Origin of the sequence: Kitasatospora sp. NPDC057500, from assembly GCF_042802195.1 — a bacterium.
Classification (GTDB): domain Bacteria; phylum Actinomycetota; class Actinomycetes; order Streptomycetales; family Streptomycetaceae; genus Kitasatospora.
This window is the reverse complement of the sequence record NZ_JBHVER010000008.1, coordinates 1-21,373: the sequence shown is the minus strand read 5'-3', so window position 1 is coordinate 21,373 and position 21,373 is coordinate 1. Positions and strand designations below refer to the sequence as shown.

Below are 21,373 nucleotides of genomic sequence, written 5' to 3'. Positions count from 1 at the left end.
CCGGTGGCGGCGGGACGGGAAGCGGTGGGACGGGAAGCGGCGGAACCGGCAGGGGAGCCGGCGCCGGACAGGTGACCGAGGGCGGGCGGCGAGCCGGCGCGGGCGGCGGCGCTCACGGGGTGATCTCCCAGCGGTTGGCGGCCGTGAAGCGTGCCACGGCGGCATCGACGGCGGCCTGCTCCGGGCCGACCGCCCAGATCACGCCCAGGTAGTCCCGGTTGGTGCGGTAGTGCTCGTGCCGCTCGCCGAGGGCGCGCAGCGGCCGGTAGGCGAGCCGCACCCCGTCGGCCCGCTCCTCGGCCCGCGCGTCGTACGGTCCGGGCGCGGCGGTGAGCGTGCCGGCCCGGTCGGCGCAGACCGGCTCGTTGCGGGCCCGCAGGGTGGTGGCGGCGCAGCGTTCGCCGAGGTCGGCGGGCAGTTCGCGGCCGAGGTGGGCGGCGAGGATGTGCTCGAACAGCGGGATGCCGAGCACCTCGGCGAGCATGAGGTCGCACTGGTCGCCGATGGCGCGGTAGTTGACCTCGATGATCCGGGCCCGGCCGTCCGGCTGGACGACGAACTCGGTGTGGCAGGCGCCGAGTCCGACGCCCATCGCGTCCAGCTGGGCGAGTACCTGCGCGACCACGGCCGGCGGGTGCGCGGGGACGAACTCCAGCATCTCCTCGATGAAGTCCGGCAGCGGCGAGAGCCTGGTGCGAAAGCCCCCGAGGACGTGCCGGCGGCGGCCGTCGCCGAGCGTCTCCAGGGTGCACAGCGCCCCGTCCAGGAACTCCTCGGCGACCAGCGCGGCGCCGGGCCGTCTGGCCTGGATCTCCTCGGCGAGCCGTACCAGCTCCGCGGCGTCGGCGGCCAGTGTGACGTCCTCGCTGGCGACGCCCTCGCGCGGCTTGACGACGACGGGGAAGGGCAGGCCCGCCTCGCGCAGCACGGACGGGTCCTCGTCCGGGGCGAGTTCGGCGGAGCGCACGGTGTCGAGGCCGGCGGCGGCCAGGTGGCGGCGCAGCTGGCCCTTGTTCTTGGCCCGCAGGGTGGCCTTCCAGTCCTTGCCCGGCAGCCCGAAGTACTCGGCGGCGAGGGCGGTCTGGGTCTGCAGGTGGTCGCTGTTGCTGAAGACGGCGAACGGCGTGCGGCCTTCCCGGGTGAGCCGCGAGATCAGCCCGACCACCTCGCGGAAGTCGTGCACCTCGCACTCCACCACCTCGGGCCGGTGGGGCAGTTCGGCGTAGGCGTCGCTGTGGGCTTCGGTGTGGCGGGCGGGCGTGAGGACGGTGACGTCGAGCCCGAGCCGGGCGGCGGCCGGCAGGAATCCGTCGGTCACCGAGTCGGTCGGGTTGAGCGCGAGCAGGTAGAGGCGCATGGCCGGGTGGGTCCTCTCCGCGGGTGGTGTGGGGGAGGACGGGGGACGGGCTCCGCACGGCCCGCCCCCCGGTGCCTCCGGGCGTGGGGCCGGGCCTACTTGGGCGCGTCGACGCCCGCGGCCTTGGCGATGTCGACGAGCATGGCCTCGGCGGCCTGGACGCCGATGCCCGACATCCAGGTCTCGTCCGGCACGTTGAAGACCTTGTTGTTCTTGACGGCGTTCAGGCCCTGCCAGACCGGGGTGTTCTGGACCTCGCTCTGCTTGGTCTTGGTCGGGTCGTCGGCGACGGTGACGAAGACCAGGTCGGCGTCGGCCTGGTTGATCTGCTCGGCGCTGACCTCCAGCATCGACTTGTCGACGTCCTGCGAGGCGGGGCGGCCCAGGCCGGCGTCCTTCAGCACGACGCCGCTGAACGACTGCTTCTGGTAGAGACGGGTCGGGCCGGCCACGAAGCGGACCACGGAGGCGGTCGGCGCGGTGCCGCCGTTCTTCGCCTTGATCGCCTCGCCGAGCTTGGCGGCGCGGGCCTCGTAGTCGGAGAGCGCCTTCTTGGCCTCCGCCTCCTTGCCGAGCGCCTGCGCGTAGAGGGCGAGGTTCTCCTTCCACGGGAAGCCGGTGGTCTCGGCGAGCACGGTCGGGGCGATCGCGTTGAGCTTGTCGTAGACCTTGGCGTGCCGGACCTTCGAGGAGAGGATCAGGTCGGGCTTGAGGGAGGTGATCAGCTCCAGGTTCGGCTCGTTCATCGGGCCGACGTCCTTGGTGTCCTTGATCTTGTCCTTGAGGTAGCTCGGGAAGCCGCCCTCGGTCTTCATGTGCGGGGAGACCGCGCCGACCGGGGTGATGCCGAGCAGGGTGACGTCGTCCAGCTCGCCGCTGTCCAGGACCACCACGCGCTTGGGCTGGGCCTTGATCTCGGCGGTGCCGGCGGCGTGGGTGACGCTGCGCGGGAAGACGGCGGCGGAACCGGCGGCGGAGGCGTCCCCGGCGGGCTTGGCGGCGCTGTCGCCGCCCTTGGAGTCGCCGCCGCTGCCGCAGGCGGCGAGCAGGGTGGTGGAGAGCGCGACGGCCAGGACGGCGACGGGGAGTCTGCGGGCGCGGGTGGAGCGGTTCATGAGGGGGTTCCTTCTCTGGTTCCAGGGCAGGGGCAGGGCGGGGACAGGGGGGACGGGGTGACGCGGCCGGGTGACGCGGACGGCGCCGGGCCGGGCGGGACGGCGGTGAGGTCAGCCGCGGGCGGCGGCGGCCCGTTTCGACCGGGCCTTGGGGACGACCAGCGGTGTGCCGGTCTCGGGGTCGGGCACGACCTGGCAGGGCACCTGGAAGACGCGCTCCACCAACTCGGCGGTGAGGACCTCCCCCGGCGCCCCGGCGGCGGCCAGCCGCCCGTCCTGGAGGACGACCAGGTGGTCCGCGTACCGGGCGGCCTGGCCGAGGTCGTGCAGCACCATGACGACCGTGCGCCCGGCCTCGGCGTGCAGGTCGGCGACCAGGTCGAGGACGTCGAGCTGGTGGCGCAGGTCGAGGAAGGTGGTGGGCTCGTCGAGCAGCAGCAGGTCGGTGTCCTGGGCGAGCGCGAGCGCGATCCAGGCGCGCTGGCGCTGGCCGCCGGAGAGCCGGTCGACCTGCCGGTCGCGCAGCGCGTCCATGCCGGTGCGCTCCAGCGCCTCGTCGACGGCGGCCTGGTCGGCCTTGGACCACGGGGTGAGCATCCGCTGGTGCGGGAAGCGTCCGAGCCGCACCAGCGCCTCGACGGTGACCGCCTCGGGCGTGACGGGCTGCTGGGGCAGCAGGCCCATCCGCCGGGCGAGCGCCCGGGCGGGCATCCGGTGGATGTCGGAACCGTCCAGGGTGACGGTGCCGGCGGCGGGGTCGAGCAGGCGGGTCAGGCCGCGCAGCAGGGTGGACTTGCCGCAGGCGTTGGGCCCGACGATGGCGGTGACGGAGTTGCCGGGCAGGTCGAGGTCGAGGCCGTCGACGATGGTCCGGTTGCCGTAGCGCAGGCCGAGGCCGTGCGCGGCGAGCCGGTTCGTCGCCCGGTCGAGGTCCGGGGCGCCGGGGGCACCGGGGGCGCCGGCGGCGGCCGTGTCGGGGGTCATCAGCTGCTCCTCTGGGGAAGCCGGCCCTGGCGGATCATCAGCACCAGGAGCCAGGGCGCGCCGAGCGTGGCGGTGACGGCACCGACCGGCAGGCCGTGGACGGGGATCACGTGGAGCACGAGGAGGTCGGAGGCGAGCAGCAGCAGGGCGCCGGTGAGCGCGGTGAGGCCGAGCGTGCCGAGGGTGGGCGGCCCGGCGAGCAGCCGGACCAGGTGCGGCACGGCGAGTGCGACGAACGCGACCGGACCGGTGAGCGCGGCGGCGAGCGAGGCCAGCGCGATGGTGAGCAGGAGCAGCAGGACGCGGTCGCGCTGCGGGCTCAGGCCCAGGCCGCCGGCCGAGTCGTCGCCCAGGTCGAGGACGGCGACCCGGCGCTGGCAGAGCACCACGGCGGCGGCGCCGGCCGCGATGGCGGTGCCGCCGATCCACACCTCGGTCCAGTTGCGGCCGTAGAGCGAGCCGGTGGTCCACTGCATCGCGGAGGAGGCCAGCTCGGCCGGGAAGCGTACGATCATCAGATTGACGGCGGCGGCGAGGCCCTGCTGGACCGCCAGGCCGACCAGGACCAGCCGGGTGACGGCCATCCGGGAGCGCCAGGCGAAGCCGCCGAGCAGCAGCGCGGCCAGCAGGCCGCCGCCCAGCGCGGCCAGCGGGATGAACTGCTGCGAGGCGCCGGTGGCGAGCATCAGCACCGCGCCGAAGGAGGCGCCGCCGGTGACGCCGATGGTGTCGGGCGAGGCGAGCGGGTTGCGGAACAGCCGCTGGAGCATCGAGCCGGCCACCGCCAGCCCGGCGCCCGCGATCAGCGCGGAGACCACGCGCGGGGCGCGGAACTCCTGGACCACCAGGACGTTGCCGGAGTCGCCGGTCCCGGCGAGCGCGCGCAGCGCCTCCCAGACGGTCATCCGGACCTGCCCGGTGCCGAGCGCGACCCCGGTGAGCAGCACCAGCAGCGCGGCGACGGCCACGGACCAGGCGGCTGTGCGGGCGCGGCGGCGGGCGGCGGAGGTACCCGTGCGCGGGCCGGCGGCGGCGGTGCGGGCGGGGGCCGGGGCGCTCATCGGGCCGCCTTGCGGGCCAGCACCGCGAGCAGCGGCGCGCCGAGGAAGGCCGTCACGATGCCGACCTCCAGTTCGGAGGGCCGGGCCACCAGCCGGCCGAGCACATCGGCGGCGAGCAGCAGCACCGGACCGACGACCAGGCAGCCGGGCAGCAGCGCCCGGTGGTCGTTGCCGAGCAGCGGGCGCACCAGGTGCGGGGCGGCCAGGCCGATGAACGCGACCGGCCCGGCGACGGCGACCGCGGAGCCCGCGAGCATCACCACGGCGAGTCCGCCGAGCACCCGGATCCGGGCCACCGGCACCCCCAGCGACTGGGCGGTCTCGTCGCCGAGCGCGAGCGCGTTGAGGGCGGGCGCGACGGCGAACGCGCCGACCAGGCCGAGCGCCAGGAACGGCAGCACCTGCAGCAGGACGTCCAGGTGGCGCCCGGCGACCGACCCGGCCAGCCAGAACCGGGCCTCGTCCAGGGTGCGGTGGCTGGCCAGCATCAGCGCGGACGTCCACGAGGTGAGCACCACGGTCAGCACGGTGCCGCCGAGCGCCAGGCGCACCGGGTCGAGGTCCCCGCCGCGGCGCGACATCGCGTACGCGGTGACGGCGGCGAGCGCCGCTCCGGCGAAGGCGAACCAGATGTACTCGATCGGGCGGGTCAGTTCGAAGGTGTAGATCGCGGCGACCACGGCGAAGCCCGCGCCCGCGTTGATGCCGAGGGTGACCGGCGAGGCGAGCGGATTGCGGGTGACGCCCTGGGCGACGGCCCCGGCGACGCCGAGCGCGGCGCCGACGGCGAGCCCGATCAGCGTGCGCGGCACCCGCAGGCCCGTCACCACGTCGGCGTCGCCGCCGTGCTCATCACCGGTCAGCGCGCCGATGACGGTGCCGAGCGGGATGGTGCGGGATCCGAGCGCGAGGCTCAGCGCGACGCACAGCGCGAGTACGCCGAGCGCGGCGGCGAGCACCAGCGGGAGCCGGGCCGGCGAGCGGCGGTTCGGAGCCGGGGCCGCGGGGCCCGGTGGATCGGTTGTCAGCACGGGGGGAGATATTAGGTTAGGCATGCCTAATACCGTCAAGCCCTGGCGGGATTGGTCCGTACCGGGGGTGTCGGCGGGCGAACTTCCGGAGGTGGCGGGAGGCGGTCTCCGAGTGCCTATAAGGTGAGGCTCACCTAACTCGATCTCGGGAGTGCCGATGATCTTCTCGGGTTCGTCCCTGGCTGCCGACGTGCCCGGCGCCGTGCCCGCCCCGCCCGCCGCCGCGCCCGTCGCGTCGCGTTCCGTGAACCCGCTGGACGCCGACTACCGGTTGCTGCTGGACCTCTGCCCGGCCCTCCGGGTGCGGCTGCTCACGGCGGACGTGCCCGCCCCCGACCAGGCCCAGGGCTGGTACTCCGCCGACGAACTCTCCTGCGAGCCGGACGCGCTGGCGCGGGCACTGGCCGGCGAGGCCGCCCGGATCGCCCCCGTCGCCGCCGCACACGGCACCGCCCCACGGCCGCACGTGGCCGCCTCCCGGCTGCTGCACCACTACCTCTGGTCGCTGTGCGTGCTGACCGCAGGCCCCTGGTGGCTCGCCCGGCGCGTTCCCTCGATCGACGGCGCGAACCTGTGGCTGCACGCTCCCACGGGTGATCTCGCACTACGTCCGGGCGCCCATGTCACGCTCCCCGGCGAGGACGAGCTGCGCGCCGAACTGCGCGCCTCCGTCGTCACCCACGCCGAACCGCTGCTTGCCGCCTTCGCCGCCCCCACCCGGCGCGGCACCCGCGCGCTGTGGGGCATGGTCACCGACGACCTCGCCTCGGCGATCTGGTACCTCGGCAAGCGGCTCGACGCGCGCGCCGCGGATGCCGGCTCCGGGACCGGCGCGGGGGTCGGTGCGGGCGCGGGGACCGGGGCCGGTGCCGTCCACGAGGACGCCGCCGTCGCGGCCGCCGGGGCCGTCCTGCCCGGCCGTACCGACCCGCTGCCCGGCGCCGCCGACTTCCGGCGCCTGCGCGGCGAGGACGGCCGCGGCCACCACACCCGCACCCGCCTCGGCTGCTGCCTCTACTACGCCGTCGAACCCGAACGGGCCTGCATCACCTGCCCGCGCACCGGCGACGAGGAACGGCTGCGCCGGCTCTGAGCGTCTTCCGCGGCGCCGGCTGCTCCGACGGATCCGGTCGCACCGACGGCTGCTCCGATGCTCCGGGGCGCGCGTGGGTAGGCTCGGCGCCCGTGATCGACTCCACCACCCACATCCGGGTCGCGCGCCCCTCCCGGGACCTCGCCGCGGCCGAGCGGTTCTACGTCGACGGCCTCGGCCTCGCCGTCCTGTGGCGCACCGCCGAGCGCGTCCCCGGCGAGCACGACCTCCTGATGGTCGGCCCGTCCGGCGGCGGCTGGCACTTCGAACTCACCCGCGACCCCGAGCGCCCCGTCGAACCCGCGCCCACCGTCGACGACCTCTTCGTCGTCTACCTCGGCGCCCCCGTGGACGAGGCGCTGGTGCGGCGCCTGGAGGGCGCCGGCGGGACGCGCGTGCCCTCGCACAACCCGTACTGGGACGAGTACGGCGTCACCGTCGCCGACCCGGACGGCTACCGCCTGGTGCTCTCCACCCGCAGTTGGAGCTCCTGACCGCGCGCAGGGTCCTTGAGCGGCGCGCCGGCTGCGGCGTGCGCGCCTTCCGCGCGGTGTGCTCCGCGCGGGCCGCGTGCACCGTTCGCGCCGGGCACACCGCTTCGCACTCCTTCGCACGCTTTTCGTGCCGTTCGCGCCGCTCAAGGACCCTCGGGCGTCTGACCCGTCTGACGCCGGGTCAGAGCAGGACGTCCGCCAGCCGCTTGAGGTCGTCGCGGACCGACTCCCTTTCCTCCTCGGTCAGTTCGTCGGCGGTCGCGTCGGCCCGCCGGGCGAACGCCTCGGCGCTCGCGCCGTCCGCGAGGCGGTGCGCCAGGTCGGTGCGCAGGGCCAGGATGCGGAACAGCAGCACCGGCGCGGGCGGTCCGTCCGGCCGGGCCAGCGCGCGGTCCAGCACCCTGGCGGCCGCGGCCGGGTCCTCCTTGGAGTCGGCGAACAGCGCCGCGTGGTGCAGCGCCTTCGCGAACGGCTCCTCGGGGGCGGGCTGGTGCCGCTGGTCGGTGCGGATCGGCTGCCCGATCCGCAGGCAGTTGCCGCCGGGGTCGGTCACCAGGAACTGCCGCACGCCGTGCGAGGTGTCGCCGACCGGACCGATCCGCGGCAGGCCGCGGGTCGGTACCCGCCCGTAGGCGGAGCGCAGGCCTTCCTGGAACGCGGCGTGCAGCGCGTCCACGTCGTCCGTGCGGACCAGGCAGGTGCTGTAGGAGGCGCCCGGGTCGTACTTCTTCATGCCGAAGAAGTGCAGCTGGATGGCGCCGCGCTGGACCACGGCGTACGGGTTGGGACTCCGCTGATGGAGCGTCACCTCGAAGCCGAGCGCGGTGTAGAACTCGAGAACTGGCGGGAGGGCCTGACAGGGCAGGATCGGAACCGTCGATTCGACCATGCCCGCTGACTTTACCCCTGGTTGACAGTGAATCGGACGCTTCCGGTCAGATGTCGACCCCGGGAACGTTGCGCCCGTACGCGAGGAGGAGCGGCTCCTGGCCCGGCCGGGTGACCGTCCGACTACCGCTTCCGTACGACCGGTCGGGGTCGGTGGCGCGCGGTGCGACGCCGTCCAGGCGGGCGCCGAAGAACCGCAGGGTACGCGCAGTGACGCCGGCCGGCAGTGGACGCGGCCGCCCGGCGGGCGCCCGGCGGTCGAGGCCGGGGGCCGCCGTGATGTCCGGGCCGTGCGCGACGTCGTGCCCCAACGCGGCGGCGAGCCCGCCGACCGGCGGCTCCCGGGGGTGGTGCGCGTTGTCCCGTGGCGCGGCGACGAGTTGGGCCCCGCTTCGCCCGCAGCGGCCTTGCCGCGGGCGAAGCGGTCGGTCATCCGGTGCGGACCTCCGCCCGGTCGGACCGGTTCGACGGCGATCCGCGGGACCTGGTGGCGAAAGCCCGTGATCAGGTGCCCCGCCACCTCACCCACCCGCCGACCCAACCCGGACCCGGCGCTCAGATCCGCCGACTGGCAGGCGAGTTGGGCCGTCGGCTGCGAGAACGCGGCGGACGCTCGGTCACCCTGACGGAGGCCGGGCCGCCGTGCTTCCGTCCGCACGGGCGGCGCTCGTCGCCGTCGGGAGGGGGCGTGCGGCGGACGGCCCGGGCGTACGCCGGACTGCTGACGGGGCCGGTCGTGGTCGGCACGGTGGCGGGCGTGCCGGGAGGCTCTCGGGGGTTCGGTCTCGCGGCCGTGCTCGCCGACTTCCGCACCGGGCGCCCCGGAGTGGAGATCTCGCCGCGCGCATCGACCTCGGAACGGATGCTCGCCGCCCCGCGGCGCGGCGAGCCCGGAGTCGCGCCGGTCGGCCTGGAGAGCGCCGAAGCACTGCCCGCCGCTGCGCGCCCACCTCGCCGCCCGCGCCCTGCTCGCCCGCCGGCGGACGGCCTTCGACGCGGCCGACGCGGCGGCCGTCCCGCTCACCCCGTGAGCCGCTTGACCATCACCCGCTCGGCCGTTCCGTCCGGTCCCTCCGCCCTGTCCGGCCCCTCCGGGGGGCCGGTCTCGACGAACCCGTGCCGCCGGTACAGCGCGACGGCCGCCGTGTTGCCCGGCAGCACGGCGAGCCGCAGTGCCGCGCTGCCCCGCAGCCGCGCCCACGCCTCGACGGCGGCGATCAGCCGGTCCCCGACGCCCTGGCCGCGCGCACCGGGCCCGACCCACACCGAGCGCAGCTCGCTCACCCCGTCCCCGGGCACCCCGCCCGCGAGACCGACCGGCCGCCCGTCCGCCGCCACGGCCACCACGTGCAGGGCGTCCACCCGCGCGAACCGGGCCCGCCACTGTTCCTCGCCGCCCGCGGACCAGTCCGCCAACCGCACCTTGAACGCGTACGGCGCGTCCGCGAGCGCGGCCGTCCGGGCGTCCCGCCACAGCGGCCAGTCGGCGGGATCGGCGGGTGTCAGCGCCCGGAGCGCGAAGCCCGCGTTCACCGGCCCGCCGCCACCGCACCGGTCCGCGGGCCGCCTGCGCACGCCCGCCGCCGCCGGCAGCCCGCCCGTCTCCTCGGGCGTGGACCACCCAGCCGCCGGCGCCAGGCTGTTCGCCACCGGGACCCCGGGGCCGTCCTCGTACTCACGCCTCGCCATGCCCGCCGTCCTCCCGCCGGTTCCCGCCCGCGGCCTGTGCTCTCGACCGATTGTCAGCCTGGCTTTGCACCAGTGAACCTGATGGGCGGGCGGGAATTGTCGGAGGTGCGTGCAAGGATCACCGCCATGACGGATCAGGTGTTCGACTGGCGGCCCTTCCTCGTCCGCTGGAGCGAGGAGTGGGCCGGGGCGTGCGCCGACCCGGCCGAGCTCCGTGAGGGGGACGAGGAGGCGTGGCGGGCGCGGTGGCTGGGGTTCGACGGCGCACCGGCCGAGCGCGTCGCGGCGGCGGAGGCCGGGCTGGGGTGCGAGCTGCCGCCGTCGTACCGGGAGTTCCTCGCGGTCAGTGACGGGTGGCGGCACGCGGGCGGCTTCGTGTACCGGCTGGCCGGGACGGACGGCGCGCGGTGGCACCGGGACGCCGACGGGCTCAGCGAGTACTTCGACGACGGGGAACTGGAGGGCATGTGGCAGCGCGCCCTGCAACTCGACGTCGAGTCCGATGCGACGCTCGTCCTCCTCGACCCGGCCGACGTCGACGGTGACGGCGAGTGGGCGGTGTACTGCTTCGCCTCGTGGCAGGGCGCGCCGCCGCGGCGGTACGCGTCGTTCCGCGCGTTCATGCGGGCCATGTACCGGGAGTTCCATTGCCTGAGCACCGGCCGGTACGGCGCGGCGTTCGTCAACGCCACCACCCGTGAGGCCGACGCGCGGGTCGGGGCCGCCCGCCTCGACGCCCTGGCCGGGGCCTGGGAACGGGCGGAGGAGGCACTGGCCGAGGCCGTCGGTCTGGGACGGCCGCGCGCCCTCGGCATGCTCGACCAGTTGCGCCGGTTCACCCGGCCGCAGTCCGCGCCGACGTTCGGGGACCTGCCGCGCGACCCGGCCTACCTCGGGGAGGTGGTGCCGGTGCTCGCGGCCGACCATGTGCGGAGCGGGCACGACGGTTCGGTGTGGGGCTACAAGCTGCGGGTCGACTCCGGGGAGCTGCGGACCGAGGCCGACGAGGTGCTGCGGCAGGTGCGCGGGCGCGAGTACCGCTACGCCCCGCCGGGCCCGTTCGGGGAGGCCGTCGACCGGGCGCGGGCACAGGCGCGATGGGGCGGCGCGGACGCCGCCTGGCGGACCCTGCGCGCCGCGCTGCCGCTCTGGACGCCGGTGGGGCCGGACCACCTCGCGCCGGTCGGGCTGCTCGCGGACACGCTGCTCGGGCCGCTGCTCACGGCGGAGCGCGGGCGGGACGTGCTGGCCACGCCGCGCGGCCTGGCCGACGGGGCGGTGGGGGAGCGGACGGAGGAGGAAGCGGTCGCCGGGTGCGAGGGCCTCGCCTGGCTGGCCCTGGAACCGTTCGCCGGCCGGCCCGAGCCGTACCGTTTCGTGCTGGTGGAGGGGGTGCCGCCGGAGGGGCTGCCGGCCGTCCTCGCCGGGGAGGGGACGGTGCTGGAGCCGCCCGCGACCCGCTGGGAGGCCGACCGGGCCCGGTTCCTGGACCGGACGGTCTTCTCGTCCGAGGACCCGGCGCCCGCCCCCGGCGGTCACCCGGGCGGGGACGGCGGGGCCGACTGGAGCTTCGCCTTCGAGGCGGGGGAGTCGTCGGGGGGCCCCGGCGCGCGCCAAGCGGCGCCCGCCGGGGCCCCCACCCGGCGGCCGGGCGGGCGCGCCCTCGCGGTCTTCGCCGTACCGGAGGAGGGCTTCTTCCACCTGTCCGTGGCCGAGGGCGGGGCGGAGCGGTACGGGTTCACGGTGCGCGGACCGGAGATCGCCCGCAGGGGAGCGGCGGAGGTCCCGCCGTCCCTCGACCCGGAGCGCCACTTCGGTCCGCACGCCCACGGCCGCCAGGGCGAGCACGGCCTGCTGGCCGCGCTCGCCGCCGAGTTCGGGGTGGCGCTGCCCCGGTTCGCGCTCACCGGCGGGCGGCTGCACTTCTTCGCGGACCGGTCGTGGGCGCCGCCCCGGCTGCCGGGCGAGAGCTATTCGGTGGCGAGGATCGTGCTCACGGAGCCCCAGCCGACATCGGACACCCGGGAGGCGCTCTCGGCGCTGTGGTCGCGAACCGCCGGGGGTGCTTCGGGTGCCTCGGGGGCGTCGGGGCCGACGCCGGGGCCGGGCGCGGCGGGTGGCCCGACGGAGCGGCCCCCGGGGTTGTCGTGAGTGCCGTCGGGGTTGCTGCGGCGGCGCCGTTCCTCCCACTCCTCGCGGAGCATGCCGAACAGGAGGCGGTCGTAGCGGACGCCCGCCAGCAGGACGGCGGAGCGGCGGCGGCCCTCCTCCTGGAAGCCGAGGCGGGTGAACGCGCGGGCGGCGCGGGTGTTGCCGCTCCAGGTGTCCAGCTCGATCCGGTGCAGGGGGAAGGTGCCGAACAGGTGGTCCACCAGTAGGCCGAGGGCCTCGGAGCCGTAGCCGCGGTCCCAGAACTTCCGTTCGCCGATGGCGACTCCGACCTCGACGACGCCCTCGTAGGGGTCGAGGCCCCGGTAGTCGACCAGGCCGATCGGGCGACCGCCGGCCGTCTCCTCGACCGTCAGCATGGCGGCCTCGCGCGGGTTGAGGCGCAGTATCCGTTCGAACCGCTCCGCCAGCGCCTCGGCGGTGGTCGGGCCGAAGCGCGGGTCCCCGGCCGCCGCCATCCGGACCACTTCGGGGTCGTTGCGCCACCGCAGTTGGTGCTTGGCGTCCTCGGCACGCATGGCGCGCAGTCGTACTGACTTACCTTCGATCATGACCGGATGGTAGGGCCGCGGCGCCGTCAGCCGGCGAGGTGGTGGCGGATCTGGTCGAGGATCAGGCCGGCACCGGTGTAGCCGATGCCGAGCATCCAGAGGTTGTCGTCGACCTGGTAGACCTTGCCGTTGCGGACGGCGTCGAGGCTCTTCCACAGTGTGCCGTCGACGATCCTCGGCTGGTCGGACTTGGTCGCGTCGCCGTAGACCGAGTAGAAGATGACGTCGGCGGCGGCCTGGTCGACCTGCTCGGGGCTGATCTCGATGGAGAAGCCGGGCTTGTTCTGGTTGGCGGGGCGGCCGACGCCGAGGTCGGTGAGGACCGAGCCGATGAAGGTGTCGTTGAGGTAGAGGCGGGTCGGCGCGCCGGCCAGGAAGCGGGCCATCTCGACCTTGAGAGCGACCGCCTTCTCCTTGCCGCCGAGCGCGGTGACCAGGTCGGCGAGCTTCGCCCGGTACGCCTGTTCGGCCGTCGCCGCCTCGCTCTGGCGGCCGAGGGCCTCGGCGTGCAGGCGGACGTTCTCCTTCCAGGCGGGGCCGGTGGTCCTGCTCAGCACGGTCGGCGCGATCTTGGAGAGCTCGTCGTAGCGCTTGTCGTCGCGGACCTGGTTGCCGAGGATGACGTCCGGGCGGAGCGCGGCGACGGCCTCCAGGTCGGGCGCGCCAATGGTGCCGACGGTCCTGGTCCCGGCGAGGCGTTCGGCGGGGAGGTAGGCGGAGAGCGGTGCGCCGGCGGCGACCGTGGTGGCGCCGACGGGGGTGATGCCGAGGGTGACGGCGGAGTCCAGGGCGTCGGTGTCCAGGACGACGACCCGGCCGGCCCGTGCCGGGACGGTGCTCTCGCCGCGCGCGTGCCGTACGACGCGCCCGTCCGGGGCGTTCGACGCGCCCGTCTTCGCGGGGCCGCCGGAGCCGCAGGCGGTGAGCCCGAGCCCGCAGGCGAGCCCGGCGGTCAGCGTGAGCAGGCGGCGGCGGGTCAGAAGCGCGGGGAGGGCGGGGGCGTCGGGCATCGGGCGACTCCGTTCCGGAGGCAGACGGCGAGGCGTCCGTTCCCTGCCCGGCGGCGCGGATCGTTACGCCTGGGGGCCGCCGGGGCCGCCGGGGACGACTGACAAATGACAGCTGACAGATTTCAGATGACAGATAACAGATTTCATCATCTGTCAGTTGTCATTTGTCAGTCGTCAGTCCTCGTCGTCCTCCCGGTGCTCCATGCGCTGGCGGAGCAGTTCGTCGTACTCGGCGTGCACTCGGCGGTCCATCGCCAGCGCGAACTGGGCGTCGGTGACCGTCCGGGCGAGCGGGCGGATCCGCAGGACCTGCTCGGTCAGCCTGGCGGCCTCGCCGGGTGGCAGCGGGCCGTCGGCGGCGAGCACGCCGAGCAGGTGGTCGCGCACCAGGGAGGTGAAGATCTCGGCGATCGCCGTCACGTGCTCCTGGGTCTGCCGGCTGGCCTCCAGCACCACCGAGAGCGGCACGCCCTCCTCGACCAGCGCCGTGGTGGCGTCCATCAGCCGCCGGCTGACATGGGTGATCCCGTCCTCCTCGACCGTAATGAAGCCCTGGGCGATGGACTCGGCGGTGTTCTCCTTGGTGAGCTGGTCGCCGAGGGATGCCTTCAGCTCCTCCCAGTCGAGGTGGACCGGCGTCTCGTCGGACCACGGTGCGACGATCGCCGCCCCCAGGCCGATCAGCTCGGCGACGTCCCGCCCGCTCTCGCCCGCGCCGATGAGTTCGGCGATGCCGCCCAGGGTGTGGCCGCGCTCCAGCAGTTCGGCGATCATTCGCAGCCGGGCCAGGTGGGCCTCGCCGTACCAGGCGATCCGCCCCTCCCTGCGGGGCGGCTGGAGCAGCTTCCGCTCGCGGTAGAAGCGCAGGGTGCGGGTGGTGATGTCGGCCGCTTTGGCCAGTTCCTCCACCCGGAACTCGCGATGTCTGTCCTGACCGGCGGCCTCTTCCTTGTCCACGGCGCTCAGCATAGGACCGGCGATCGCCCGATCGGGTCGGTCGGGCTTCTTCCATCAACTGTCAGCAAGGGCTACCCTGCCAATCGCGCCAGTGATTGCTGGCGCGGTTGGCGTGACCCGCGGCGCCGCTCCGAACAGCGGCTAAGCGCGCTCCACGGCCCCCACCCCCAGGAGGACGCCGCATGGCATCCAGCAGCAAGCGCCCCCGCCCCAGCGCGTCCGACGCCGACGCCGACGCAGCCACCCTCGACGCCACCGCCGACGCGCGGCCCGCCGGGGAGCAGCCCGTCCCGCACGTCCGGGTCGCCGTGATCGGCTCCGGCTTCGGAGGCCTCGGCGCGGGCGTCCGGCTGCGCCGCGCCGGCATCACCGACTTCGTCGTCCTGGAGCGAGCCGACTCGGTCGGCGGCACCTGGCGCGACAACAGCTACCCGGGCTGCGCCTGCGACGTCCCCTCGCACCTCTACTCCTTCTCCTTCGCTCCCAACCCGGACTGGCCGCGCAGCTTCTCCGGCCAGCCGGACATCCGCGCCTACCTGGAGAAGGTCGCCGACGTCTTCGGCCTCCGCCCGCACCTGCGCTTCAACACCGAGGTCGTCGAAGCGCGTTGGGACGTCGAGCGGACCCGTTGGCGGATCACCACCACGGCCGGCCGGTGGACCGCCGATGCCGTCGTGGCCGCCGCCGGACCGCTCGCCGACCCGCAGATCCCCGACCTGCCCGGCCTGGACTCCTTCCCGGGCAAGGTGTTCCACTCCTCCCGCTGGGACCACGACTTCGACCTCACCGGCAAGCGCGTCGCGATGGTCGGCACCGGCGCCTCCGCCGCCCAGATCGTCCCGGCGATCCAGCCGAAGGTCGGCAGGCTGACGGTCTTCCAGCGCACCCCGGCCTGGGTCCTGCCGCGCCGCGACCGGACCATCACCGAGCTGGAGAAGTGGCTGCACGGCCGGTTCCCGTTCACCGCCAAGGTCCGCCGCGGCGCGCTGTTCGCGCTGCGCGAGCTCCAGGTGGACGCCTTCGTCCGGCGGCCCGCACTGCTCAGGACGGTCCAGCGGATCGCCGAACGGCACATCGCGGACGGCATCGCCGACCCTGCCCTGCGCGCCCGGCTCACCCCCGACTACCGGATCGGCTGCAAGCGCATCCTGCTCAGCAACACCTACTACCCGGCGCTCGCCGCCGCCAACACCGAGGTGGTGTTCGGCGGCCTGCGCGAGGTGCGCGGCTCGACCCTGGTCGCCGCCGACGGCAGCGAGCACGAGGCGGACGCGATCGTCTTCGGCACCGGCTTCCACGTCACCGACATGCCGCTGGGATCCAAGGTGTTCGGGGCCAACGGCACCAGCTTCGCCGAGGAGTGGAAGGAGGGCATGGAAGCACTGCGCGGCTCCACCGTGCACGGCTTCCCGAACTTCTTCTTCGTCATCGGCCCCAACACCGGCCTCGGCAACAGCTCGATGATCCTGATGATCGAGTCGCAACTGAACTATCTGATCGACGCGTTGACCACCCTTGACGAGATCGGCGCGACCGCCATGCAGCCCACCGCCCGGGCGCAGCGCCGCTGGAACCTCGAACTCCAGCACCGGATGGACCGTACCGTCTGGACCACCGGCGGCTGCCGCAGCTGGTACCAGGACAGGAGCGGCAAGAACACCGTGCTCTGGCCGGGATCGACCACCGCGTTCCGCCGCGCCACCCGCAAGGTCGACCTCACCGAGTACGAACTGATCCTCCGTCAGGAGGACCGGCCGGGTCTTCCCGCGACCGCCGCCGGGGCCGGGGAGGTCCTGGTATGAGCCGCCCGCCGATCCCCGCCGACTTCCTCCCGCCCGTTCCCGCCGAGGAGTTGGACGTCCGCTCGGCCGACGGGACCAGGCTGCATGTCGAGGTGCACGGGCAGCCCGGCGCGCCGACCGTGGTGCTCGCGCACGGCTGGACCTGCTCGACGCTGTTCTGGGCGCCGGTGATCCACCGGCTCGCCGACCGCTACCGGGTGGTGGCCTACGACCAGCGCGGCCACGGCCGCAGCGAGGTCCCGCCGAGTCGCGTGCGCTACTCCACCCGCGCGCTGGGCGAGGACCTGGCGGCGGTGCTCGCCCGGGCCGTCCCGCCGGGGGAGCGGGCCGTGCTGGCCGGTCACAGCATGGGCGGCATGACGGTCATGGCGGGCGCCGCCCGGCCCGAGGTCGCCGAGCGCACGGCAGCCGCCGTCCTGGTCTCCACCGGGCCGTCGGACCTGGTCGAGGAGTTGCGGGTGGTCCCGGGGGCGGTGCGATCGAGGGGAGTGCGGCGCTTCCTGCACCGGCGGATCCTGCGCTCGCGGCTGCCACTGGGGCCGGTCGGGCCGGTCACCCGGGCGGCGCTCGGCTACGCGATCATGGGGGCCGGCGTGCCCACGGGCCGCGTCGAGGCGGCGGTCCGGATCGTGCACGCCTGCCCGACCGGCGTCCGTGCCAACTGGGCGCGGGTGCTGGAGCGGTTGGACGTCCGCGCGGGGCTGGCCCGGCTCGCGGCGCCGACCTCGGTGGTCGTCGGCTCCGAGGACCGGCTCACCCCGCCGGTGCACGCGCACCGGATGGTCGCGGCGCTGGCCGACCCGCAGGGACTGCTCCTGCTGCCCGGCGTCGGCCACATGGCGCCGCTGGAGAGGCCGGCCGAGATCGCCGCCGAGATCGACCGGATGGCGAGCGCCCACCTGCCGGGCGCTCGCTCCGGCGGTGCCGAGTCCGGAGCCGGAGCCGCGAGCACCATCGATCCCGCGAGCACCATCGACCCCGAGAGGACCGCCGTCGCATGACCGTCACCCCGCCGCTCTCCGCCCAGGTCGCCGTCGTCACCGGAGCCGCCCGCGGCGTCGGCGCCTCCCTGGCCCGTGGCCTCGCCCGCCGTGGCGCCAAGGTCGCGCTGGTGGGCCTGGAGCCGGAGGAGCTCAAGGCCGTCGCCGCCCGGTGCGGCCCGGACGCCACCGCCTGGGAGGCCGACGTCACCGACGTCGAGGCACTCACCGCGCTCGCCGGGCGGATCAAGGAGCACTACGGCCGGATCGACACCGTGGTCGCCAACGCGGGCATCGCGATCGGCGGCCCGCTGCTGCAGAACGACCACCGGGCGTTCAGCCGGGTGATCGAGGTCAACCTGCTCGGCAGTGTGGCCACCGCCCGGGCCTTCCTCCCCGCGCTCGCCGAGAGCCGCGGCTACCTGTTGCAGATCGCCTCGCTGGCCGCGCTCACTCCGGCGCCGCTGATGAGCGCGTACTGCGCGAGCAAGTCCGGGGTCGAGGCGTTCGCCCACGCGATCCGCGCCGAGGTCGCCCACGAAGGCGTCAAGGTCGGTGTGGGCTATCTGAGCTGGACCGACACCGACATGGTGCGCGGGGCCGACGAGGACGCTGTGCTCAAGCAGATGCGCTCGCGGCTGCCGTGGCCGGCGAACAAGACCTATCCGCTGGAGCCGGCGGTGGACCGTCTGGTCGCCGGCATCGCCCGGCGCTCCGCCCACGTCTACGCGCAGGCCTGGCTGCGCGGCATGCAACCGGTCCGCTGGGCCCTGCCGTCGCTGATCGCACTGGTCGGCTCCCGTGACGTGGCCCGCCTCGCGCCGCAGCTCGCCGCCACCGCCGCCACCCGTCTCCGCGCGGTCGGCGCCGGCGGGGACGCCGACACGGCCGTACGCGCCGAGCGGCGCTGACGAACGACGGCTGACAGCTGACAACTGACAGATATCAGATAACAGATGACAGATTTCAATATCTGTCATCTGTCATCTGTCGGCGCCACCCGCCTCACCCCCGTCCGCCGCCCCGGCGAACCGCTTGAACACGTCGTACGCCGCCTGCGCGAAGTTGTCCCGCCGGGTCGGGCCGGCGTTGCAGAGGGCGGCGACGGCGGTGGCGGTCTGGGGGCAGAAGGCGATGAGCGAGGTGCAGCCGCGGGTGCCGCCGGAATGGAAGAGGACGTCGCGGCCGTCCGGGGTGCGTCGGTGGTTCCAGACCAGGCAGAGCTGGTCACCCGAGCGCGGCAGCCTCAGCCTCGGCCGCTGCACCTCCCGCAGGGCGCCTCCCAGCGAGCCCAGGCCCACAGCCCCGGCGCCCTCCGCCCCAGCGCCCACCGCCCCGTCCCCCTCCGGCCGCAGGTGCGCCCGCAGGAACCGGAGCAGGTCGGCGCCGCTGGAGCGGACGGCGCCCGCGCCCGGGAGGCCGGGGATGAGCCACGGCGGCAGCGGACGCCCGTGCCGGTGGCCGATCGCCCGGTGCGGCGGGTCGGGCGAGCAGGTGGTGGCGCGCATCCCGAGCGGGCGGCAGACCCGGTCGGCGAGCAGTTCCGGGTAGCCGGCGCCGCGCCCCGCCTCGGTGAGCAGCCGCCCGAGCAGCCCGACCCCGAAGTTGGAGTACCCGAACCGCTCGCCGGGCCGGTGCCGCACGGTGGTCCGGGCCAGGCCCTCCCGCAGCCGCCCCTCGTCGTACGCGGCGTACGGATTGCTGCCCCAGGCCGCGACGGCACTGCTCATCAGCCCGGGCGGCAGCCTCGGCAGGCCGGAGGTGTGGGTGGCCAGGTGGAGCAGCCGGACCGGCCCGCCGTGCCGGACCTCGGCGCGCCGCCAGCCGTTGGGGAGGTGCCGCTCCACCGGGTCGTCCAGGGCGAGTTCGCCCCGCGCGGCCAGCTCGGCGAGCAGCAGGGCGGTGAACGTCTTGGTGATGGAGCCGAGTTCGAAGACGGTGTCGGGCGTACAGGGCTCGCCGGAGCCGTGGTCCAGCCGCCCGGCGCACCGCACCGCCTGCCGGTCGCCCCGCGCCACGGCGAGCGTCACGGCGCTGGCGCCCGGCCCGGCGGAGCGGACCAGGTCCGCCAACTCCCGCTCGCCCCAAGCGCTGTCCTCCGCTCGCGCGGGTGCGTCGAGGGCGGTCACCTAGCTCTCCGGCGACGCGCCGAGCGTCACCACCGGCGCGCCCGCGGACGCCCCGGCCGTGCCGCCGAGGGCGCGGGCCAGGGTGGTGGTGGCGGCGACCACGGCGACCACGGCCGTGTGCCCGTGGTCGGCGAGCAGCTGGGCGGGATCGCCCTCGGTCGCAGTGTTGGCGTCCTTGGGCAGGAGCCCGTCGGGCAGTTGGGCGGACGCCAGCGCGGCCCAGCCCGTCGTGCCCTGCTCCAGCTCGCCGATGCAGGCGGCGACGATGAGGAGTTCGCCCACCAGGTCCCAGTGGCCGACCTCCTGCCACACGTCGAGCCAGGCCGGCAGCCAGTCGCGCAGGTAGTCGCGGATGTGCGGGGACAGGCACTCGGGGCGGGCACCCCAGTCGGTGAGGTGGAAGACGGAGTGGGTGACGTAGTAGGCGGTCAGCCAGTCGATCAACCACGGTTCGGGCGTGGCGCCCAGCCAGGTGGCGGCGGCCAGCGCGTCCCAGTCCTCGAGCTGGTCCAGGCCGATCACGCGCCGGGCGTTGGCGGAGGCCAGGCGGCGGCTGGGGAGTTGTTCGGCGGCCCGGACGGAGTGCAGCCGGTTCAGCGTCGCCAGCTGCTCCTCCAGGGGCCGGTGGCGGTAGCCGGCCCGCGCGAAGTGGACGTAGACCTCCAGCGGGTCGGTCATCAGCGGGTAGCGCAGCTGCCGGTCGTAGAGCAGGTCCCCCTCGCGCAGTTCGGCCCAGGCGAGGTCGATGACCTCGCGGGCGACCCGGGTGTCGTCGGCGCCGGCGACTCCCTCGCGCAGCAGCAGGCCGGTGGCCAGGGCGACTTCGCCGAGCGGCTTGTAGATGTCGTTGGGGTTGGCGAGGTCGAACGTGGCCTCGTCGCCGAAGCCGCCGAGCCCGCGGTCGTAGTAGGAGTGCAGCCAGCGCAGGGCCTGTGAGCCGACCTGCTGGGCGGTGGCGATGATCTGGGCGTTCGTCATTCTGCCGCTCCGTCCGGGGAATCACCGCTCCGGCCGTGGGCCGGGGGCGGCCGGTCGCCGGGCCGGTCATCATCCGCAGGCGCTTCGCCGCCCGACAGCCCGTTGGTGATGGAGAGTTCGAGCCACATGCGGGTGCTGCCGTCGCCCACTGCCCGGATCCGGTCCACTACGGGGCCGAGTTCGAGGTGTGCCGCGCCGCCGACCGATTCGTTCCAGGCCAGCCAGCGGGCGAGCCGGGCGGCGGTGCGGTAGTCGCGGCGGAGCATGGACCGGGTGACGCCGCGGGCCAGTGTCAGCGAGTGGCGCCGGGCCAGGTCGTGCACGGGGCCGTCGAGGCGGGGGAGGGCGAGGGCGGAGAGTCGTGCCATGGCCACGGACCAGCGCGGCCAGTCGGCCGCCGTCGGCTCCGGGGGGCACACCGGTTCGGGGCCGGTCGCCGGGGCGGGGCGGCCCGCCAGTTCGACGAGGCGCGCGGTGGCCCGGTCGCGCCAGGCGTTGGCGAGCGCGGCATCCGGCGGGGCCGGGGGTGTCGGCGCGGTGGTTCCGGGCGCAGGGGAGGCGCCGGTCATCGGGAAGGTGTCGAGGGCCTCGGCGGCGGCGTCGGCGGTCGGCCCGTCGAGGGGCAGTCCGGCGATCAGCGGGGCGGCGAAGAGGTCGGGTCCCAGCACCCGCACCGCCGCCAACGCGGCCTTGGAGAGGGGGCCTTCGTCCAGGAGGGGCCCCTCGGGCGTCGGACGGGCGGTGGGCCGGGTCGTGCCCGGGGCGGACGGGCGGGTGGGCGCGGCCGGGTCCCCGGCACCCCGGAGGGCGTCGAGGACCCGGCCCGCCACTCGCTCGACGGCCGCCGCGTACTCGTCGCGGAGCGTGGTGTCGGCGAACGGCATGGAGTGGGATTCTCCTGTCTGGAGCGTGCTCGGGACCTCGGGGCCGGCCCGATGCCCCGGTCACCGGGGCCGCGGGCCGGTCAGGGCCCGGCGGGGCTGTCGACCCGGCCGAGGACTCGGCCGGGGGGGCCCGCTCCCGGGGGGCGACGTTTGCGTTGGCGCCGTCTGCGGCGCCACCCGGCTTTGTGCGCGAATCCAGAG

At 75.1% G+C, this 21,373-nt stretch carries 19 protein-coding genes and 1 pseudogene; 6 read left to right on the top strand and 14 right to left on the bottom strand.

All coding sequences use genetic code 11. The features are described 5' to 3' along the window. Window positions 1–112 precede the first annotated feature (112 nt). The 5 genes from ACFU74_RS03195 to ACFU74_RS03175 form a co-directional block, all read right to left on the bottom strand. Window positions 113–1,357: an acetyl-CoA carboxylase biotin carboxylase subunit family protein gene (locus ACFU74_RS03195; protein ID WP_380750917.1), complete on the bottom strand. Its 1,245-nt coding sequence runs from the start codon at window positions 1,355–1,357 to the stop codon at window positions 113–115. Window positions 1,358–1,452: 95 nt separating this feature from the next. After that, window positions 1,453–2,472 carry an ABC transporter substrate-binding protein gene (locus ACFU74_RS03190; protein WP_380750914.1) on the bottom strand — a complete coding sequence of 340 codons (1,020 nt, stop codon included), beginning with the start codon at window positions 2,470–2,472 and terminating at the stop codon, window positions 1,453–1,455. A 111-nt stretch (window positions 2,473–2,583) separates the two neighbouring features. After that, a complete protein-coding gene (locus ACFU74_RS03185) occupies window positions 2,584–3,456 on the bottom strand; it encodes an ABC transporter ATP-binding protein (protein WP_380750911.1) in 873 nt (290 codons plus the stop codon). Then, on the bottom strand, window positions 3,456–4,517 hold the full coding sequence (locus ACFU74_RS03180; protein WP_380750908.1) for a FecCD family ABC transporter permease: 1,062 nt from the start codon (window positions 4,515–4,517) through the stop codon (window positions 3,456–3,458). The genes ACFU74_RS03185 and ACFU74_RS03180 overlap by 1 nt, the downstream gene beginning before the upstream one ends. Next, window positions 4,514–5,572, bottom strand: coding sequence for a FecCD family ABC transporter permease (locus ACFU74_RS03175; protein WP_380750905.1), 1,059 nt, complete (start codon window positions 5,570–5,572; stop codon window positions 4,514–4,516). Before ACFU74_RS03175 ends, ACFU74_RS03180 begins: the two co-directional genes overlap by 4 nt. 133 nt (window positions 5,573–5,705) lie before the next feature. Between ACFU74_RS03175 and ACFU74_RS03170 the strand changes: the two genes are divergently transcribed. Further along, window positions 5,706–6,641, top strand: a complete 936-nt coding sequence (locus ACFU74_RS03170) for a (2Fe-2S)-binding protein (RefSeq protein WP_380750902.1) — start codon at window positions 5,706–5,708, stop codon at window positions 6,639–6,641. Window positions 6,642–6,733: 92 nt separating this feature from the next. Then, window positions 6,734–7,135 carry a VOC family protein gene (locus tag ACFU74_RS03165; RefSeq protein WP_380750899.1) on the top strand — a complete coding sequence of 134 codons (402 nt, stop codon included), beginning with the start codon at window positions 6,734–6,736 and terminating at the stop codon, window positions 7,133–7,135. A 181-nt stretch (window positions 7,136–7,316) separates the two neighbouring features. On the opposite strand, the gene ACFU74_RS03160 is transcribed toward ACFU74_RS03165, so the two are convergent. The 3 genes from ACFU74_RS03160 to ACFU74_RS03150 all read right to left on the bottom strand — a co-directional run bounded on the left by ACFU74_RS03160 (window position 7,317) and on the right by ACFU74_RS03150 (window position 9,556). Continuing rightward, the gene (locus tag ACFU74_RS03160; protein WP_380750896.1) at window positions 7,317–8,024 is read right to left on the bottom strand and encodes a bleomycin resistance protein; all 708 of its coding nucleotides are present in this window, start codon (window positions 8,022–8,024) and stop codon (window positions 7,317–7,319) included. Window positions 8,025–8,070: 46 nt separating this feature from the next. Beyond that, window positions 8,071–8,334, bottom strand: a complete 264-nt coding sequence (locus tag ACFU74_RS03155; protein WP_380750893.1) for a hypothetical protein — start codon at window positions 8,332–8,334, stop codon at window positions 8,071–8,073. A gap of 709 nt (window positions 8,335–9,043) precedes the next feature. Continuing rightward, entirely contained in the window at window positions 9,044–9,556 is a 513-nt protein-coding gene (locus ACFU74_RS03150) for a GNAT family N-acetyltransferase (protein ID WP_380751075.1), read from the bottom strand. 282 nt (window positions 9,557–9,838) lie between these two features. Here ACFU74_RS03150 and ACFU74_RS03145 point away from each other — a divergent pair, with 282 nt between their 5' ends. Continuing rightward, a complete protein-coding gene (locus tag ACFU74_RS03145) occupies window positions 9,839–11,863 on the top strand; it encodes an SMI1/KNR4 family protein (protein WP_380750890.1) in 2,025 nt (674 codons plus the stop codon). Window positions 11,864–11,937: 74 nt separating this feature from the next. Here the strand turns inward: ACFU74_RS03145 and ACFU74_RS03140 are convergent. The 3 genes and pseudogenes from ACFU74_RS03140 to ACFU74_RS03130 all read right to left on the bottom strand — a co-directional run. Then, a pseudogene (locus ACFU74_RS03140) lies at window positions 11,938–12,432 on the bottom strand (GNAT family N-acetyltransferase); the annotation flags it as partial. Window positions 12,433–12,458: 26 nt separating this feature from the next. Then, on the bottom strand, window positions 12,459–13,442 hold the full coding sequence (locus tag ACFU74_RS03135) for an ABC transporter substrate-binding protein (protein WP_380750887.1): 984 nt from the start codon (window positions 13,440–13,442) through the stop codon (window positions 12,459–12,461). A 174-nt stretch (window positions 13,443–13,616) separates the two neighbouring features. Next, a complete protein-coding gene (locus ACFU74_RS03130; RefSeq protein WP_380750884.1) occupies window positions 13,617–14,399 on the bottom strand; it encodes a MerR family transcriptional regulator in 783 nt (260 codons plus the stop codon). 182 nt (window positions 14,400–14,581) lie between these two features. On the opposite strand from ACFU74_RS03130, the gene ACFU74_RS03125 reads away from it, so the two are divergent. The 3 genes from ACFU74_RS03125 to ACFU74_RS03115 are packed head-to-tail and all read left to right on the top strand — an operon-like array spanning window position 14,582 to window position 18,092. Next, window positions 14,582–16,201 carry a flavin-containing monooxygenase gene (locus ACFU74_RS03125; protein ID WP_380750881.1) on the top strand — a complete coding sequence of 540 codons (1,620 nt, stop codon included), beginning with the start codon at window positions 14,582–14,584 and terminating at the stop codon, window positions 16,199–16,201. Next, a complete protein-coding gene (locus ACFU74_RS03120; RefSeq protein ID WP_380750878.1) occupies window positions 16,198–17,202 on the top strand; it encodes an alpha/beta fold hydrolase in 1,005 nt (334 codons plus the stop codon). Before ACFU74_RS03125 ends, ACFU74_RS03120 begins: the two co-directional genes overlap by 4 nt. After that, complete coding sequence (locus ACFU74_RS03115; protein WP_380750875.1) at window positions 17,199–18,092, top strand: SDR family oxidoreductase; 894 nt, start codon at window positions 17,199–17,201, stop codon at window positions 18,090–18,092. The genes ACFU74_RS03120 and ACFU74_RS03115 overlap by 4 nt, the downstream gene beginning before the upstream one ends. 72 nt (window positions 18,093–18,164) lie before the next feature. Here ACFU74_RS03115 and ACFU74_RS03110 read toward each other — a convergent pair whose 3' ends face one another. The 3 genes from ACFU74_RS03110 to ACFU74_RS03100 are packed head-to-tail and all read right to left on the bottom strand — an operon-like array spanning window position 18,165 to window position 21,172. Then, on the bottom strand, window positions 18,165–19,310 hold the full coding sequence (locus ACFU74_RS03110) for a serine hydrolase domain-containing protein (RefSeq protein ID WP_380750872.1): 1,146 nt from the start codon (window positions 19,308–19,310) through the stop codon (window positions 18,165–18,167). Continuing rightward, window positions 19,311–20,288 (bottom strand): DUF6895 family protein, encoded by a 978-nt coding sequence (locus tag ACFU74_RS03105; protein ID WP_380750869.1) that lies wholly within the window; start codon window positions 20,286–20,288, stop codon window positions 19,311–19,313. Next, window positions 20,285–21,172 (bottom strand): hypothetical protein, encoded by an 888-nt coding sequence (locus tag ACFU74_RS03100; RefSeq protein ID WP_380750866.1) that lies wholly within the window; start codon window positions 21,170–21,172, stop codon window positions 20,285–20,287. The genes ACFU74_RS03105 and ACFU74_RS03100 overlap by 4 nt, the downstream gene beginning before the upstream one ends. Window positions 21,173–21,373 lie beyond the last annotated feature (201 nt).